16 protein-coding genes and 1 pseudogene are annotated in these 14,514 nt (G+C 62.0%); 10 read left to right on the top strand and 7 right to left on the bottom strand.

Annotation, left to right across the window (positions count from 1 at the left end):
• The first annotated feature begins 20 nt into the window (after nucleotides 1-20).
• Together NKI22_RS13315 and NKI22_RS13310 are read left to right on the top strand one after the other, a co-directional pair.
• Nucleotides 21-833 carry an ATP-binding cassette domain-containing protein gene (locus NKI22_RS13315; RefSeq protein ID WP_352815692.1) on the top strand — a complete coding sequence of 271 codons (813 nt, stop codon included), beginning with the start codon at nucleotides 21-23 and terminating at the stop codon, nucleotides 831-833.
• Between the two features lie 31 nt (nucleotides 834-864).
• Nucleotides 865-1,971 carry a Gfo/Idh/MocA family protein gene (locus tag NKI22_RS13310; RefSeq protein WP_352641203.1) on the top strand — a complete coding sequence of 369 codons (1,107 nt, stop codon included), beginning with the start codon at nucleotides 865-867 and terminating at the stop codon, nucleotides 1,969-1,971.
• Nucleotides 1,972-1,998: 27 nt separating this feature from the next.
• On the opposite strand, the gene NKI22_RS13305 is transcribed toward NKI22_RS13310, so the two are convergent.
• Both NKI22_RS13305 and NKI22_RS13300 read right to left on the bottom strand, forming a co-directional pair.
• A complete protein-coding gene (locus tag NKI22_RS13305) occupies nucleotides 1,999-2,772 on the bottom strand; it encodes a FadR/GntR family transcriptional regulator (protein ID WP_023721247.1) in 774 nt (257 codons plus the stop codon).
• 30 nt (nucleotides 2,773-2,802) lie between these two features.
• Complete coding sequence (locus NKI22_RS13300; RefSeq protein ID WP_352481571.1) at nucleotides 2,803-3,804, bottom strand: LysR family transcriptional regulator; 1,002 nt, start codon at nucleotides 3,802-3,804, stop codon at nucleotides 2,803-2,805.
• Nucleotides 3,805-3,914: 110 nt separating this feature from the next.
• Between NKI22_RS13300 and NKI22_RS13295 the strand changes: the two genes are divergently transcribed.
• The 3 genes from NKI22_RS13295 to NKI22_RS13285 all read left to right on the top strand — a co-directional run bounded on the left by NKI22_RS13295 (nucleotide 3,915) and on the right by NKI22_RS13285 (nucleotide 6,041).
• Nucleotides 3,915-4,529 carry a nitroreductase family protein gene (locus NKI22_RS13295; RefSeq protein WP_352788592.1) on the top strand — a complete coding sequence of 205 codons (615 nt, stop codon included), beginning with the start codon at nucleotides 3,915-3,917 and terminating at the stop codon, nucleotides 4,527-4,529.
• Nucleotides 4,526-5,383, top strand: a complete 858-nt coding sequence (locus tag NKI22_RS13290) for an EamA family transporter (RefSeq protein ID WP_352815689.1) — start codon at nucleotides 4,526-4,528, stop codon at nucleotides 5,381-5,383. Before NKI22_RS13295 ends, NKI22_RS13290 begins: the two co-directional genes overlap by 4 nt.
• A gap of 169 nt (nucleotides 5,384-5,552) precedes the next feature.
• Nucleotides 5,553-6,041 (top strand): nucleoside deaminase, encoded by a 489-nt coding sequence (locus NKI22_RS13285; RefSeq protein ID WP_023721251.1) that lies wholly within the window; start codon nucleotides 5,553-5,555, stop codon nucleotides 6,039-6,041.
• A gap of 74 nt (nucleotides 6,042-6,115) precedes the next feature.
• Here NKI22_RS13285 and NKI22_RS13280 read toward each other — a convergent pair.
• A pseudogene (locus NKI22_RS13280) lies at nucleotides 6,116-6,220 on the bottom strand (IS5/IS1182 family transposase); the annotation flags it as partial.
• Nucleotides 6,221-6,278: 58 nt separating this feature from the next.
• Between NKI22_RS13280 and NKI22_RS13275 the strand changes: the two are divergent.
• A complete protein-coding gene (locus NKI22_RS13275; RefSeq protein ID WP_352815688.1) occupies nucleotides 6,279-6,650 on the top strand; it encodes a hypothetical protein in 372 nt (123 codons plus the stop codon).
• A gap of 61 nt (nucleotides 6,651-6,711) precedes the next feature.
• Here the strand turns inward: NKI22_RS13275 and NKI22_RS13270 are convergent, their stop codons facing one another.
• The gene (locus NKI22_RS13270) at nucleotides 6,712-7,194 is read right to left on the bottom strand and encodes a MarR family winged helix-turn-helix transcriptional regulator (protein WP_352815686.1); all 483 of its coding nucleotides are present in this window, start codon (nucleotides 7,192-7,194) and stop codon (nucleotides 6,712-6,714) included.
• 108 nt (nucleotides 7,195-7,302) lie between these two features.
• Here NKI22_RS13270 and NKI22_RS13265 point away from each other — a divergent pair, with 108 nt between their 5' ends.
• Entirely contained in the window at nucleotides 7,303-7,707 is a 405-nt protein-coding gene (locus NKI22_RS13265) for a VOC family protein (protein WP_352815684.1), read from the top strand.
• A gap of 101 nt (nucleotides 7,708-7,808) precedes the next feature.
• Here the strand turns inward: NKI22_RS13265 and NKI22_RS13260 are convergent, their stop codons facing one another.
• The gene (locus NKI22_RS13260) at nucleotides 7,809-8,705 is read right to left on the bottom strand and encodes an NAD-dependent epimerase/dehydratase family protein (protein ID WP_352851103.1); all 897 of its coding nucleotides are present in this window, start codon (nucleotides 8,703-8,705) and stop codon (nucleotides 7,809-7,811) included.
• Between the two features lie 146 nt (nucleotides 8,706-8,851).
• Between NKI22_RS13260 and NKI22_RS13255 the strand changes: the two genes are divergently transcribed.
• Nucleotides 8,852-9,790 (top strand): NAD(P)-dependent oxidoreductase, encoded by a 939-nt coding sequence (locus NKI22_RS13255; RefSeq protein ID WP_352851105.1) that lies wholly within the window; start codon nucleotides 8,852-8,854, stop codon nucleotides 9,788-9,790.
• A 485-nt stretch (nucleotides 9,791-10,275) separates the two neighbouring features.
• Here NKI22_RS13255 and NKI22_RS13250 read toward each other — a convergent pair whose 3' ends face one another.
• Complete coding sequence (locus NKI22_RS13250; RefSeq protein ID WP_352851107.1) at nucleotides 10,276-11,055, bottom strand: FadR/GntR family transcriptional regulator; 780 nt, start codon at nucleotides 11,053-11,055, stop codon at nucleotides 10,276-10,278.
• A gap of 147 nt (nucleotides 11,056-11,202) precedes the next feature.
• Complete coding sequence (locus NKI22_RS13245) at nucleotides 11,203-12,192, bottom strand: sugar-binding protein (RefSeq protein WP_352481576.1); 990 nt, start codon at nucleotides 12,190-12,192, stop codon at nucleotides 11,203-11,205.
• A 427-nt stretch (nucleotides 12,193-12,619) separates the two neighbouring features.
• Between NKI22_RS13245 and NKI22_RS13240 the strand changes: the two genes are divergently transcribed.
• Both NKI22_RS13240 and NKI22_RS13235 read left to right on the top strand, forming a co-directional pair.
• The gene (locus NKI22_RS13240) at nucleotides 12,620-13,360 is read left to right on the top strand and encodes an ATP-binding cassette domain-containing protein (RefSeq protein WP_023675804.1); all 741 of its coding nucleotides are present in this window, start codon (nucleotides 12,620-12,622) and stop codon (nucleotides 13,358-13,360) included.
• 34 nt (nucleotides 13,361-13,394) lie between these two features.
• Nucleotides 13,395-14,393 carry an ABC transporter permease gene (locus tag NKI22_RS13235; RefSeq protein ID WP_023721258.1) on the top strand — a complete coding sequence of 333 codons (999 nt, stop codon included), beginning with the start codon at nucleotides 13,395-13,397 and terminating at the stop codon, nucleotides 14,391-14,393.
• The last annotated feature ends 121 nt before the right edge of the window (nucleotides 14,394-14,514 follow it).

Genomic DNA, 14,514 nt, shown 5'->3' with positions numbered 1-14,514 from the left:
AAATGAGCGAACCGGCCCAAATGACCGAACCCGCAATGGAACTGCGCGGCGTCAGCGTCAATTTCGGCTCGGTGCGCGCGCTCCAGGACATCGACATCAAGGTCTATCCGGGCGAGGTCCACTGCCTGCTCGGCGACAACGGCGCCGGCAAGTCGACGCTGATCAAGGTTCTGTCCGGCGTCTACCGGCCGAGCAAAGGCGAAATCCTGGTCGACGGCAAGACGGTCACCTTCCGCAGCCCGCGCGACGCGCAGGAGCTCGGCGTGGCAACGGTGTTCCAGGACCTCGGCATGATCTCGCTGATGTCGATCACCCGCAACTTCTTCCTCGGCCGCGAACCGACCAAAAGCAGCCTGCCCTTCTCGCGCATCGACAAGGAGCGCGCCAACACTATCGCCAGGCAGGCAATGGCCGATATCGGCATCGATGTGCGCGACCCGACGCAAGCCGTCGGCACGCTGTCGGGCGGCGAGCGCCAGTCGGTGGCGATCGCCCGCGCCGTGCATTTTGGCGCGCGCGTGCTGATCCTTGACGAGCCGACCTCGGCACTCGGCGTCCACCAGGCGGCGATGGTGCTGAAGTTCATCATCGAAGCACGCATGCGGGGCCTGGCCGTGATCTTCATCAGCCACAACATCCACCATGCCTATCCGGTCGGCGACACCTTCACGCTGCTCAACCGCGGCCGCAATCGCGGTACCTACGCCAAATCGGACATCTCGCGCGACGAGGTCATCTCGATCATGTCGGGTGGCGAGGATCTGAAGGCGGTCGAGGCGGAGATTGCCGGCCTGCTCGCCCAGATCGGCAACCGGGCGCCTGCGGCGGCTTGAGCTGACAATCGGACATCGCGGGGATGATGGCATGAGCAGGTTACGCGTCGGGGTCGTCGGCGCCGGCATGATCTCGCAGGTCGAGCATATTCCCAATCTGCTGCGCCTCGGTGAATTGTTCGAGCTGGTCGGCGTCGCCGACCCCTCCAGGATTTCACGGCAGTTCGTCACTGACACCCATGGCATCGCCAATTTCGAAACGATCGACCAGCTCTTCGACCAGCGCCTCGACGCGGTAGTGATCGGCTCGCCGGACCCATTGCATCACGAACAGGTGCTGGCGGCGCTGGCGCGCGGCCTGCATGTCTTTTGCGAAAAGCCGCTCTGCTATTCCCTGGCGGAAATCGCCGAGATCGTCGCCGCGCGCGATGCCGCCAGGAAAATCATGCAAGTCGGCTACATGAAGCGCTTCGATCCGAGCTACCGGCTGGCGCTCGCTTCGCTGCCGGGGACATCGAGCACGCTGCGCTCGGTCTCGGTGGAAGTGAACGATCCCGACGCCTGGCCGTTCATCGCCCACCTGCCCTACAGGCGCGGCACCGATATCCCGAAGGACATGGTCGCCGCTGTCGCCGCCAAGCAGAAGCGCCAGGTCGAACAAGCCATTGGCGTGCCTTTCACTGATCTCGCTTTCCGTGGATTTACCGGCGCTTACAGCTCGGCCTTGATTCACGATGTCAATGCCGTTCACGGCCTGCTCGATGCGCTCGGCGTGCCGGACGGCGAGATCGTCGGCGCGCAGATCTTTGCCAATGGCGACGGCGGCCAGGGCGCCGTCAAGCTGCTGGACGGACAGGCGCTGTGGACCATGACCCATCTTACCGTACCTAAGCTCGCCGACTACAAGGAGCGGATCACGCTGTTCTTCGACGATGCCAGCCTGGAGCTCGAATTCCCCTCGCCCTGGCTCAACCATCATCCGACCCGGCTGACGGTGACGACCTCGCACGGTCACACGCTGTCGAAGAAAGATTTGCGCGCCGGCTACGCGGAAGCCTTCGTCGAGGAGATGCGTGGCTTCTGGGCGGCGATCGTCAATGGCGACCCCGTCGTCAATCCGCCCGAACACGCCGCCCGCGATCAGGCCTTGCTGCTCGGGCTGACCCGGCGGCATCTCGCGACCGGACCGTTCGACTGAGCACTCAAACCGGGAGCCGAACGGCGGCTACCTGGACTTGATGACGCCGTCGGTATTGGCCAGCAGCTTGCGCACTGCATTGCGTGCCGCGTCCGGCCGCTGCAGGCGGATGCTCTTCTCGATTGCCTCATGCAGCCTCTGCGCATGCTGCAAATCGTCGAGTTCCCGGGTCGTAAAAGCGAACAGATGATCGAACGCCGATTCGATCAGCACGCCGAGCGGCACCAGCAGATCGTTGCCCGAGGCGCGCAGGATGGCGAGATGAAACCGCGTGTCGGCGCGCGTCCGCTCCTGCAGGTTGGTCGCTTCGCCCATTTCGCGACAGGCCTGGCTGATCTCGGCCATCTGCTCGTCGGTGCGCCGCATCGCGGCAAAGGCGCTGGCCTCCGGCTCGATGATGTGGCGGAATTCCTGCACCGTCCTGAGGAACACCTCGCGGTCCGGCGAGGTCGCGTACCAGGCCAGCACATCGCGATCGAGCAGGTTCCAGCGCTCCTTCGGCTCGACCCAGCTGCCGATTTTGGGACGTGACGACAAAAGGCTCTTCGCCATCAGCATCTTGATGGCTTCGCGCACCGCCGAGCGGCTGACGTCGAAGGTCTCGGACCATTTGGCTTCGTTGGGCAGGATGGTTCCCGGCGGATAGTCGCCGCGCACGATCCTCAGCCCGATTTCGTTGGCCAGCGACGCATGCACGCTCGACCCCGGCATGCGCGCCGCATCGGCGCGGCGAATACCGCTCGTGCGTTCGGCGAACGCCTCGGCCGCTGTCTTTCCCTTATTCGGCTTCGCGTCCTGCATGGCCCCACAAAGTCCGGATTTGGAGGCGTGTCAAGGAGATGAAATCGACGGCAATATCTCGGTTTGATTTTCCGTATCCGTCGCCTCGCCGACACCGCGCTTTGCCGGGCGTTCACGCCGCGGAGGCACGAACGGCTTCTCTTTGTCCCGACTGAATTCCTCGATCAGGAAATCAAGGAAGACGCGGATTTTCGGGGCAAGATGCTGCCGTGCCGGATAGACCGCGTAGAGTGTGGTTTCGACCTTGTCCCAGTCATCCAGAGCCGATTGCAGCCGGCCTGCTTTCAGGTCGCTTTCGACATAGGGATAGGGGATCAGGCTGACGCCGAAGCCGGCGCGCAGCGCATCGCGCACGGCAAGGCTCGAGGAGACCGAATATCGTCCGTCGATGGCGATCCGCTCGCTGCGGCCGTCCTTGCGGAATTCCCATATGTCCGCATGCCCCGAGAGGCTGAACCGGATGCAGTTGGCCGCCTTCAAATCGGCAGGCGTTTGAGGCCGGCCGTGCTGCTCGAAGTAGGCAGGAGCTGCACAAAGCACGTGCGGCATGACCGCAAGCTTTCTGGCGACCAGGCTGGAATCCTCGAGATTGTCGCTGCCGCGAATGGCAAGGTCAAATCCCTCCCGCACGATATCGACGCGCCTGTCATCAAGATGCAGGTCGAGTTTCAAATCGGGATAGCGCGATAGAAACGCGGGAATGGCAGCCGAAAGCCGCGTCAACGTGACAGTCATCGGCGCGCTGACCCGCAACGTGCCGCTCGGCGCCGTCTTGATCGGGCCGAGGACCTGGTCGGCCCTGGCCAGCGCATCGAGCCCCTGCGTGACATGCTCCAGATAGATCCTGCCTTCTTCGGTCAGGGCCATCCGCCGCGTCGTCCGGTTGATGAGCCGCACCCCCAGATGCGCCTCCAGCTCGGCGATGTTCTTGCTGATCGCGGGAGGCGAGAGACCGAGCCGCCGTCCGGCTTCGGCAAAGCTGTTCAGTTCCGCCACATGACGGAAAACCTGCAACGCAGTCAGGCGATCCACTGCACCATTCTCTCCCAGTAAACAATGTCTTTCAATTGTCACATATTATCGTCTGTTGGTAAATTCCATATCTGCTTCCCGAACAACTTTCTCAATTTCGGAATGATATGATGACCAACCCCACAATCTCCCTTATCGAGCGACGCATGTCGGCCAATCGGTTCGATGCCTCGTACGCATTGACGGATGCCGAGGTCGAGGAACTGGCACGTCTCGCAACCCGCGCGCCAACCGCCTACAACCTTCAGAACTGGCGGTTCATCGCCGTGCGGACGCCGGAAGCAAAGGCGCGGTTGCGCAGCGTGGCCCATGGCCAGGCCAAGGTGCAGGAAGCAGCGGTCACCTTCATCGTCTGCGGCGTATTGCCCGACCACGCTGCCCTCACAGCAAGGCTGCATCCTTTCGTGCAAGCCGGCTTCATGCCGGCGGATATGGCTTCGGGCTGGCAGGAAGGCGCCCGCGCACAATATGCCGATCCTCGGGCAGCCCGCGACGAAGCGGTGCGCTCGGCAACGCTTGGCGCTGCAACGCTGATTTTTGCAGCCGAAGCGCTGGGGCTCGTCGCTGGTCCGATGGGAGGCTTCGATGCCGAAGGCGTGGCCCGCGAGTTTGGCCTTGGACTGAATGAAGTGCCGGTGATGCTCATCGCGGTCGGCCGCGCCGCGCCCGGCAACTGGCCGCAAAAGCCGCGCCGCCCTCTTGCCGAAGTACTGGAAATCTTATGAAAACGCGCCGTTTCGATCTGTTGCTGACAGCCATTGCACCCGCGATATGGGGCAGCACCTATATCGTCACCACCCAGTTCCTGCCCAACTTTTCGCCGATGACGGTCGCAATGCTGCGTGCCTTGCCCGCCGGATTGCTGCTGCTGGCGATCGTCCGGCAACTGCCAACGGGCATCTGGTGGCTGCGCAGTTTCGTCCTCGGAGCCCTCAACATCTCGATCTTCCTGAGCATGTTGTTTGTCGCCGCCTACCGGCTTCCGGGCGGGGTCGCCGCGACGGTGCTGTCGGTCCAGCCGTTGATCGTGATTTTCCTTGCCGCTGCCCTGCTTGCCAGCGCTGTCCGACCGTTAGCGATCGTCGCTGCCCTTGTCGGGATCGCCGGTGTTGCATTGCTGGTGCTGACCCCGAACGCGACGCTCGATGCGGTCGGCGTTGCCGCCGGCCTCGCCGGGGCGGCCTCCATGGCCTTCGGAAGCGTATTGGCCCGTAAGTGGCAACCGCCAGTATCGCTGCTTACCTTTACGGCATGGCAACTGACCGCCGGTGGCCTGCTTCTCGTTCCGGTGGCGCTGCTTTTCGAACCGTCCATCCCAATCCCGACCGGGGCCAACCTGCTTGGACTGGCGTGGCTCGGCCTGATCGGCGCGGCGTTGACCTATGTCCTCTGGTTCCGGGGCATTGCGCGACTGGAATCTGCAGTGGTGTCGTCGCTGCTTTTCCTCAGCCCGGTGACCGCCGTGCTGCTTGGATGGGTATTCCTGGATCAGACGCTGACCTTGCCTCAGATCGCCGGCGTCATTTTCGTCATCGGCAGCATCTGGCTGGCTCAACGGCCCAATCGCAACGAGTCCTGATGCATGTCGCTCAAAAGTGTGCAGCGGGTTTGCGATACGACATGCATCAAAACAAGAACCTGAAGCGCGTAGCATGAGGCCGGTCGAACGCGACGCGTTTTAGGCCGCCGACTTGTGTCGGCGGATTGTTCGGCACTATGGTCCAGCGGCATAGCCGGAGGATCCGCCGATGCCACAACGCCCCTATGATGAGCGCCTGCTCCGTCAGGCGTTCGAAGTCGCGCGCAAGGCCCGCGATGCCGGCGAACATCCCTTTGGTTCGCTCCTCGCTGACAAGGACGGCAATGTTTTGCGCGAGCAGCCCAACGCTTACAAAGCCGGCGGGGGCGACCGCACCGCTCATGCCGAAAGGCTGCTGGCCTCATGGGCGGGGATGAATTTCAGTCTCGAAAAGCTGGCCTCCTGCACACTCTACACTTCGGCCGAACCTTGCGCGATGTGCTCCGGCACAATCTATTGGGCGGGCATCGGACGGGTCGTCTTTGGCCAGAGCGAACATGACCTCAAGGCATCGACGGGTGCACATGTCGAGAATCCTACACTCGACCTGCCCTGCAGGATCGTCTTCGAAGCTGGGCAGCGTCCGACTGAAGTCGTCGGTCCGCTGCTTGCCGATGAAGCGGCGCAACTCCAGGCCGAATTCTGGAAAGACAAGTAGGGTTCAGGACTCGTTGATGCAGAGGCAGAGGCGACTGCTGACGTGGACTACGACCTAGGACGTAGACTCATGTCGTTTAGCACCCGCCGATCATCGACGCGCGGCACCCCTCGCGGCTTGTTGGGCAACAGCGGCTCGATCACGGGCCATCCGATGTCGGTCAGATCATATCGGCTCATGCTGAGCCTGAATCAGATTCCTCCGCAATATGAAAGTCCCGGTCGGAAAACGACCCCATTGCGGACCTACGCCCAACAAGGATATGTTGCCGCCGCGCGCGTAGGCATCCCGCTTCACCATCGCGCATGTTCCATGAAAGCAAAGAATAGATTCGACTCGCTCATGCACGCGGTCTGTGTTGGTCATGGCTATTGTGGAGGAAGGCACGGCGACAAGTTCATGCATGTCACCGATTTTATTCCTCAAGCCGGTGATGTTACAGCGGATCAATTCGTGGAATGGGTATTTCTAGCTGAATATGAGAATGAAAGTGAACGAATGTCTCCCAGGTGGGATCGGCATCGCCAGAGGATACGAGACTTTTTCGTTGAGCATATGGGATCAGACGTCGTCGATGCCAGCCAACTAAAATGGGGCGTGAAGGGCTAAGCCAACCCCTTTACTCTGCTTCCCACCCATCACGGTCACACCGCATTTATGAGTTTACGGCTTAGAGGCCGGTGAGCAATTTCTTAAGTAGAGCATTAAGAGTTTCCTGCTCCGCCGGCGTCAGCACGGAGATTAATTGCTCTTCCAGCGCCACCATTGGACCAATCAAATCGTCGATCGCGCGCTTGCCGCCAGTCGTCAGCGCAATTTGCTTGCCGCGCCGGTCGTCGGGATCGGGGCGTCGTTCAACCAGCCCGGCGCGCTCCAGCCGGTCCAGGCGGCTCGTCATGCCGCCCGAGGAGATCATTGCCGATTCGTAGAGCTGAGTGGGTGAGAGCATATAGGGTTCACCGGCGCGCCTGAGCGGCGTGAGCACATCAAACTCACCTACATTCAGCCCTGCGTCTTTGAGCAACGGGTTCATGTGATCGCGGATAACCCGCGCGGCGGCATCAAGCAGACGACCTACCGTTTCAACAGGCAGCAACGGAAGATCGGGGCGCTCGCGGGCCCACTCCTTAGCTGCGGCCTCGGCGCGATCCATGGCAAATGTTCCCTTGGCAAAATGTATCTTGCAATCAAGATACATTGCATCTACTTACATCGCAGCGAGATAATAACTCAGCGCGCGCCCCTGGAGAAGGAGAAATCGATGCCCAAAATGATTTTCGTGAACCTGCCTGTCCGTGACCTGTCGGCGTCGACGGCGTTCTACGTGGCGCTAGGCGGCACTGTGAACCCGCAGTTTTCTGGTGAAAAATCCACCTCGCTCATGTTCTCGGACACGATCGGGGTGATGCTGCTGACCCATGACCACTACCGCGAATTCACCACACGCCCAATCGGCGACGCACGGCGCGACAGCCAGGCAATGATCGTCCTCACTGTCGATAACCGCGACGCCGTCGATGCAACACTGACCAGCGCGGTTGCGGCGGGCGGTCGCGCCGATCCCAACCCGGCGCAGGATCTTGGCTTCATGTATAACCGCCACATTGAAGACCCAGATGGCTACGTCTGGGAAATAGTCTGGATGAACCAGACGGCGAACGCCTAAACGTAGGGTGTGGGCGCATCGATCGTAGCGGGTCCTGAGCCCAGCCTCATGACCAGCAATTGCGGGCTGGCCCAGTGCCGGCTCCGCGTCAGCTGCCTCCGTCAGCTCGTCTTGACATATTTCCGCCAGCTGTGTTCCGGCCGGAAGCCGAGCATGTTGCGCGCCTTGCGGTTGGAGAGCAGCGTCTCGTATTCGCCAAGTTCGCCCTTGACCGGCACATTGGGGTAAAACCGCTTCAGCAGTTCGGCTGTCGGCAGGTCGGACGAGGTGTCGTCATTGGCGGCGTTGAACACCTGATAGCCGAGCCCGTCCTTTTCGATGGCGCGCAGCGTGATCTGGCCGAGGTCGCGCGCGTCGATATAGCTCCAGGCAATGCGCTTGCGGAAACCCGGATCGGCGAACCATTTCGGAAACAGCGAATATTCATGCGGCTCGATGACGTTGCCGATGCGCAAGGCATAGATGTCGGAGCCATCGCGTTGTGCAAACGCCCGCGCGGTCTTCTCGTTGACGACCTTGGACAGCGCGTAGCTGTCCATCGGATCGACGTCGTACTCCTCGTCGAGCGGAAAATGCGTCGGATCGCGCGGTTCGTTGGCGAAGACCAGGCCGTAGGTCGTCTCGCTGGATGCGATCACCACCTTGCGGATACCGAGCTTCACTGCGGCCTCGATGACATTGTAGGTGCCGAGCGCGTTGATGCGGAACACCTCGTTGTCGGGCGTGATCATGATGCGCGGGATCGCCGCGAAATGCACCACGGCATCGACCGGCTGCGAACGCAGCGAAGGATCGAATTCATGCAGGCCGATATAGCTCGACAGCGCATTGAACACCTGCCCGCTGTCGGTGATGTCGGTGATCAGCGTGCGCACCTTGGGATTGTCGAGCGGCTTGGTGTCGATGTTGAGCACCTGGCAGCCCTGCTCGACCAGATACTGCACGACGTGGCGCCCGGCCTTGCCGCTGCCGCCGGTGAACATGATCCGCTTCGTCATTTTGCTCTCCCTAAGATTCATGTGTATTGTCAGACAATACCGAACTCTGCAATCGCCTGCCACGGCATGCGGCAAAAACCCGCTTCAACAATTCGCCGGCAAGCTGCAGCGCCGTCATCCATCATTGCAAAATAGGACGAAACGACATGAACACTACCGCCGCGAGCGAAAAGATCGGCTTCATCGGGCTTGGCCTGATGGGACACGGGATCGCGAAGAACATCGTCGACAAGGGCTATCCGCTGACGTTTCTCGGCCGCAAGAACCGCGCACCGGCGGAAGACCTGCTCGGCCGCGGCGCCAGGGAAGCGGCGACCTCGCACGACGTCGCGGCGGCCTCCGACATCGTCTTCATCTGCGTCACCGGCTCGCGCGAGGTCGAAGCCATCATCCGCGGCCCAGGCGGCCTCAAGGAAGGCCTGAAGCAGGGATCGGTTGTCGTCGACTGCTCGACCTCTGATCCCGTTTCGACGGTGGCGCTGGCCGCCGAACTCAAGGGGCTAGGCGTCGATTATGTCGATGCCCCGCTCAGCCGCACGCCGAAGGAGGCCTGGGAAGGCACGCTAGACGCCATGGTCGGCGCGCCCGATGCGGTCTTTGCCCGGCTGAGGCCGGTGCTCGAAACCTGGGCCGGGCGCATCGTCCATATCGGCGACACCGGCGACGGCCACCGCATGAAGCTGCTCAACAACTTCATTTCGCTCGGCTACGCCGCGATCTATTCCGAGGCGCTGGCGCTGGCGCAGAAGGTCGGCATCTCGCCGCCGCGTTTCGACAGCGTCATCCGCAACGGCCGCATGGATTGCGGCTTCTACCAGACCTTCATGCGCTGGACGCTGGAAGGCGACCGCGACGCGCACAAATTCAGCATCGCCAACGCCTTCAAGGATCTCACCTATCTCGAATCGATGGCGGGTGCTGCCGGCATCGCCAACCCACTCGGCAACGCCACCAAAAACGCCTTCGCCGGCGCCTTCGCGGCCGGCCCCGCCGACCAATATGTGCCGATGCTGGCCACGCATATCGGCAAGGTCAACGGCGTCGACCTGATGCCGACCAGGGATGGCAAGAAGCAGACGATCTGAAGGCCTCGAATCTTGGTGTTTGATCAAGGCTGGTGCTGCCCGGCATCGCCCTACCGAGCACTTCAAACAGGAATAAGCGCCGTCGGCGAAGCTGCCAATCTCCCCCCTTGCGGGGGAGATGCCCGGCAGGGCAGAGGGGGGTGCTGTCCCTCAGACCTCAGATCGGCAACACTGCAATTTCAAAGCCAGAAACAAAAAACCCGCCTCGGTGGGCGGGTCGTCGGCGCCAATCAGCACCATAGCCAAATTAGTAGCATAGCTGCCGGCACAAAGCAAGAACAAAATACGCTGCGGCGGTAAAAAAGTCCGAATCCCTGGCCCATCCGAGGTCGCCGCCCTCATTGCCTAACGTTGATGATTAGCGAAAGCCGAAGTGGCATCCAATCTCCCCTCTCGTGGGGGAGATGTCCGGCAGGACAGAGAGGGGCGCGAAGGAATGCCGAGTTTTGCAATCGTTCGGAGCAATGCCAGCCCTGGTGCAACCATCACCGCCGCGACCGCCCGATAACATCGTCGGTGTTGGCGAGAAGCCTGTGCACAGCGGCACGGGCTGCAGCCGGCCGCTGCAGGCGGATGTTCTTCTCGATCGCTTCGTGCAGTGCCTGTGCCCGACGCTGGTCGCTGGTTTCGCGTGTGACGAAAACAAAGAGGTGATCGAGCGCCGATTCGATCAGCACGCCGAGCGGCACCAGCAGATCGTTGCCCGAGGCCCGCAGGATGGCGAGATGAAACCGCGTGTCGGCGCGCGTCCGCTCCTGCAGGTTGGTCGCCTCGCCCATCTCGCGGCAGGCCTGGCTGATCTCGGCCATCTGCTCGTCGGTGCGCCGCATGGCGGCAAAGGCGCTGGCCTCCGGCTCGATGATGTGGCGGAATTCCTGCACCGTCCTGAGGAACACCTCGCGGTCCGGCGAGGTCGCGTACCAGGCCAGCACGTCGCGATCGAGCAGGTTCCAGCGCTCCTTCGGCTCGACCCAGCTGCCGATTTTGGGACGTGACGACAGCAGGCTCTTCGCCATCAGCATTTTGATGGCCTCGCGCACCGCCGAGCGGCTGACGTCGAAGGTCTCGGACCATTTGGCTTCGTTGGGCAGGATGGTTCCCGGCGGATAATCGCCGCGCACGATCCTCAGCCCGATTTCGTTGGCGAGCGAGGCATGCACGCTCGATCCGGGAAAGTGTGCGGCGTCGGCACGCCGAACGCCGGCCGGCCGCTCAGCCTCTGCCTTCAACTTGGCGGGTCGCTTTTTTGATGTCGCGTCCGGCATTCGTATTCCCCGGCAGCCGCTTGTCGAAAGCCTGAACTCAGGACACGACAAAGCAGCGGCCTACGCTCCAAAGCAGCGTCGCCTCGTGCGTTTGTATGGACGGTCTGTGACGGGGCGCCCGTCGAAGGGCGCCCCGAAACTGCGAACCTACTTCTGGATGCAGGTGTCGACCGTGTCCTTGGTGCATTCGTCGAGGCCGGTGAACACCGGATCGGCGACCGGCTTGCCTTCGACCAGGTCGATCATCACCGAGGGCGCCTTGTAGCCCATCTCGAACGGCCGCTGGCCAACCAGCGCGGTCACCAGCCCGTCACGGGCAATCGCCACCTCGTCGCCGATCGTGTCGGCGGCGCCGATGACGAAGGCGTTGCTGGCGATCTTGTCGGCCATCGGCTTGAACAGGTCGCGGTAGGGCTGCGGAGCGCCGAACAGCGGCCAGCCGCCCATGATGCCGAAGGCGTCGAGATCGGGATTGGCAGCGAGGATGTCGGTCATCGCCTGCACGCCCTTGGCGCCGTCGTCATTGGTGAACACCGGGCAGCCGGCAACTTCCGTCCAGCCGCCTTCGCCTGCCAGCGCGGCGAGGCCGTCCTTGCCCGAAAGCGCGTCACGCATGCCCTGCGCGCGGCGCAGGATGTTGTCGGCCGCCGGATTGCCTTCGATGGTGCAGATCTTGCCGCCATTCGGCTTGGCCTTCTTGATGTATTCGCCGATCTTGTGACCCATCAGGTAGTTGTCGGTGCCGAGGTAGGTCTTGCGCAGCGCCGCATCTTCCTTGCTGAGGTCGGCGTCGAGGGTCATGATCGGGATCGACGGATTGGCGCTTTTGATCGTCTGCGCGATCAGCGGCGCGTTCGATGGCGAAATCGCCATCGCCACAGTGTCGGGCTTGCTCAGCATGTCCTGGACGATCTGGGCTTCACCGGCCTCGTCCGAGGTCGACGCCGGTCCAGTGTAGAAGCACTCATATTCCGAGCTGGCGTTTTCCTTGTTCCATTTCTCGCAACCCTGGTGGATGGCCTCGAAGAATGGATTGTCGAGACCCTTCACGACGATGACGAGCTGTTTCTTGGCCATAGCCGGCCCGGCACCCAACGCCATGATGGCGGCGGCAGCGAGCAATAGTGATTTCCTCATGTCAGTCCTCCCTTTTGAAACAAACGGACACCGCGTGCCCGCCACACACAGATCGACCCGGAGCAAGATGACAGAGGACGTCGCACTCGTGTCGCCAAGCCAGGTCGATAAGCATTTTCATATTCAGTCTCAGACCGGCACCGACAGATATCGCTGGTTACCAGATCCCTGACCGACAAACCCTCACCGATTCCTTCCGGCAACCCGGGAGATCGGCGCAAGCTCCTCCGACACTTAGCTAATATCGCCTTGTCGCCGACGTCAATGCTATTTGTCCTACAAAACTGATTTTTCGAAAGAAGCCGTGGTTGACGCCAAGGAGGCTTATGCGTAAATGGGCAAAATCGCTGCTCCCGGGAGGAACTGGGGAGAGCGAAAGGCCGCGGCAGAACCGCAGGCCGCAAAGCACGGGGAGGCAAGAAGGCTGGTGGCGGTTCTCGAACTCACCAACATCTCGAAGCATTTTGGCGCCATCCAGGCGGTCAACGACGTTTCGTTGTCGATCGAGGCCGGACAGGTTGTCGGCCTGATGGGCGACAACGGCGCCGGCAAGTCGACGCTGGTCAAGATGATCGCCGGCAATTTCCCGCCGAGCCATGGCACGATGCAGATGGACGGCAAGGAGCTGATCCTGCACAAGCCGGTCGAGGCGCGCCAGCACGGCATCGAAATCGTCCATCAGGACCTGGCACTGTGCAACAATCTGACGGCCGCCGCCAACGTCTATCTCGGCCGTGAATTGCGCCGCGGCCTCGGGCCGCTTCGCATTCTCGACTATGCTGCAATGTACAAGCGTGCCGGCCAGATTTTTGCCGAGCTGAAATCCGAAACCCGCCCGCGCGACCTGGTCAAACAGATGTCGGGCGGCCAGCGGCAGGCGGTGGCGATCGCCCGCACCATGCTTTCGCAGGCCAAGATCGTGCTGATGGACGAGCCGACGGCGGCGATCTCGGTGCGCCAGGTCGCCGAGGTATTGAACCTGATCCGCCATTTGCGCGACCAAGGCATCGCCGTCGTGCTGATCAGCCACCGCATGCCCGACGTCTTTGACGTCGCCGACCGCGTCATCGTCATGCGGCGCGGCCGCAAGGTCGCCGACAAGACGATCGCATCGAGTTCGCCGGAAGAAGTCACCGGGCTCATCACCGGCGCTATCGAACAGGTATGATTGACGCCTCAACCATGAGTAAAAAAGGTCGATAATGGCAGTCACCCTTGATCAGACGATCGCGCACAAGCAGCACACCTTGCTGAGCAAGGTGTTTGCCAGCCAGACCTTCTGGGTGGTGATCGCGGTCATCCTCGCCTGCCTGTTCCTGTCCGTGGCCACGGATTCCTTCGCCACGACCAAGAACCTCTACAACATCACCCGCAACATCACCTTCGTCGCCATCGTGGCGCTCGGCATGACCTTCGTCATCATCACCGGCGGTATCGACCTGTCGGTCGGCTCGGTGCTTTGCCTGTGCTCGATGGTGCTGGCCGTGACCATGCATGCCGGCTACGGCATCGAGACCGGTATTGCCGCAGCGATCGCGACGGCGCTGATCATCGGCGCCTTCAACGGGGTTCTGATCGCCTATCTCGGCTTTCCGCCCTTCGTGGTGACGCTTGGCATGCTCTCGATCGCACGTAGCCTTGCCATGGTCGCCTCCAACAACACCGTCGTCTTCCAGTTCGGGCCGGACCACGACAAGCTGCTGGCGCTTGGCGGCGGCGCCTGGGTGTTCGGCATCGCCAATCCGGTGCTCTACATGATCGTGCTGGCGATGATTACCGGCTTCGTGCTGCGCTGGACGAAATTCGGCCGGCACATCTTCGCCATCGGCGGCAACGAGCATGCGGCGACGCTGACCGGCGTTCCGGTGCGCCAGATCAAGGTTGTCGTCTACATGATCTCGGCACTGGCGGCGGGCCTTGCCGGCATCATCCAGACCGGCTGGCTGGGCGCGGTCACCACAAATCTCGGCAACGGCATGGAGCTTCAGGTGATCGCCGCCACCGTCATCGGTGGCGCCAACCTGGCCGGCGGCATGGGCACAGCCTTCGGCGCAGTCGTTGGCGCGGCGCTGATCGAGGTCATCCGCAACAGCCTCGGCCTGCTCGGCATCAATGCCTTCTGGCAAGGCGTGTTCATCGGCGGCGCCATCCTGCTCGCCGTGCTGTTCGACCGCATCCGCAATTTCAGGCGCAACGACTGACGTTCAAGCCCCAACGTCCCCTTCTCCCCTTGTGGACCTGTTGCGCAGTCATGAGCAAAAGCTTGCGGCGGCGGGGTTGCGGCGGTTGTTCGCTTGTTTGCGGGGGATTTGACGTCTTGTT

The organism is Mesorhizobium sp. M0778 (assembly GCF_040320105.1).
GTDB lineage: Bacteria > Pseudomonadota > Alphaproteobacteria > Rhizobiales > Rhizobiaceae > Mesorhizobium.
The sequence above is the reverse complement of the archived record's forward strand: the minus strand, read 5'-3'. Positions and strand labels throughout refer to the sequence as shown.

Bases quoted from the DNA above. Each gene is read 5' to 3' on its own strand.
- NKI22_RS13315 (WP_352815692.1), top strand. From the start codon at position 21: ATGACCGAACCCGCAATGGAACTGCGCGGCGTCAGCGTCAATTTCGGC.
- NKI22_RS13310 (WP_352641203.1), top strand. From the start codon at position 865: ATGAGCAGGTTACGCGTCGGGGTCGTCGGCGCCGGCATGATCTCGCAG.
- NKI22_RS13305 (WP_023721247.1), bottom strand. From the start codon at position 2,772: ATGCAGGACGCGAAGCCGAATAAGGGAAAGACAGCGGCCGAGGCGTTC.
- NKI22_RS13295 (WP_352788592.1), top strand. From the start codon at position 3,915: ATGACCAACCCCACAATCTCCCTTATCGAGCGACGCATGTCGGCCAAT.
- NKI22_RS13290 (WP_352815689.1), top strand. From the start codon at position 4,526: ATGAAAACGCGCCGTTTCGATCTGTTGCTGACAGCCATTGCACCCGCG.
- NKI22_RS13285 (WP_023721251.1), top strand. From the start codon at position 5,553: ATGCCACAACGCCCCTATGATGAGCGCCTGCTCCGTCAGGCGTTCGAA.
- NKI22_RS13270 (WP_352815686.1), bottom strand. From the start codon at position 7,194: ATGGATCGCGCCGAGGCCGCAGCTAAGGAGTGGGCCCGCGAGCGCCCC.
- NKI22_RS13265 (WP_352815684.1), top strand. From the start codon at position 7,303: ATGCCCAAAATGATTTTCGTGAACCTGCCTGTCCGTGACCTGTCGGCG.
- NKI22_RS13260 (WP_352851103.1), bottom strand. From the start codon at position 8,705: ATGACGAAGCGGATCATGTTCACCGGCGGCAGCGGCAAGGCCGGGCGC.
- NKI22_RS13255 (WP_352851105.1), top strand. From the start codon at position 8,852: ATGAACACTACCGCCGCGAGCGAAAAGATCGGCTTCATCGGGCTTGGC.
- NKI22_RS13250 (WP_352851107.1), bottom strand. From the start codon at position 11,055: ATGCCGGACGCGACATCAAAAAAGCGACCCGCCAAGTTGAAGGCAGAG.
- NKI22_RS13245 (WP_352481576.1), bottom strand. From the start codon at position 12,192: ATGAGGAAATCACTATTGCTCGCTGCCGCCGCCATCATGGCGTTGGGT.
- NKI22_RS13235 (WP_023721258.1), top strand. From the start codon at position 13,395: ATGGCAGTCACCCTTGATCAGACGATCGCGCACAAGCAGCACACCTTG.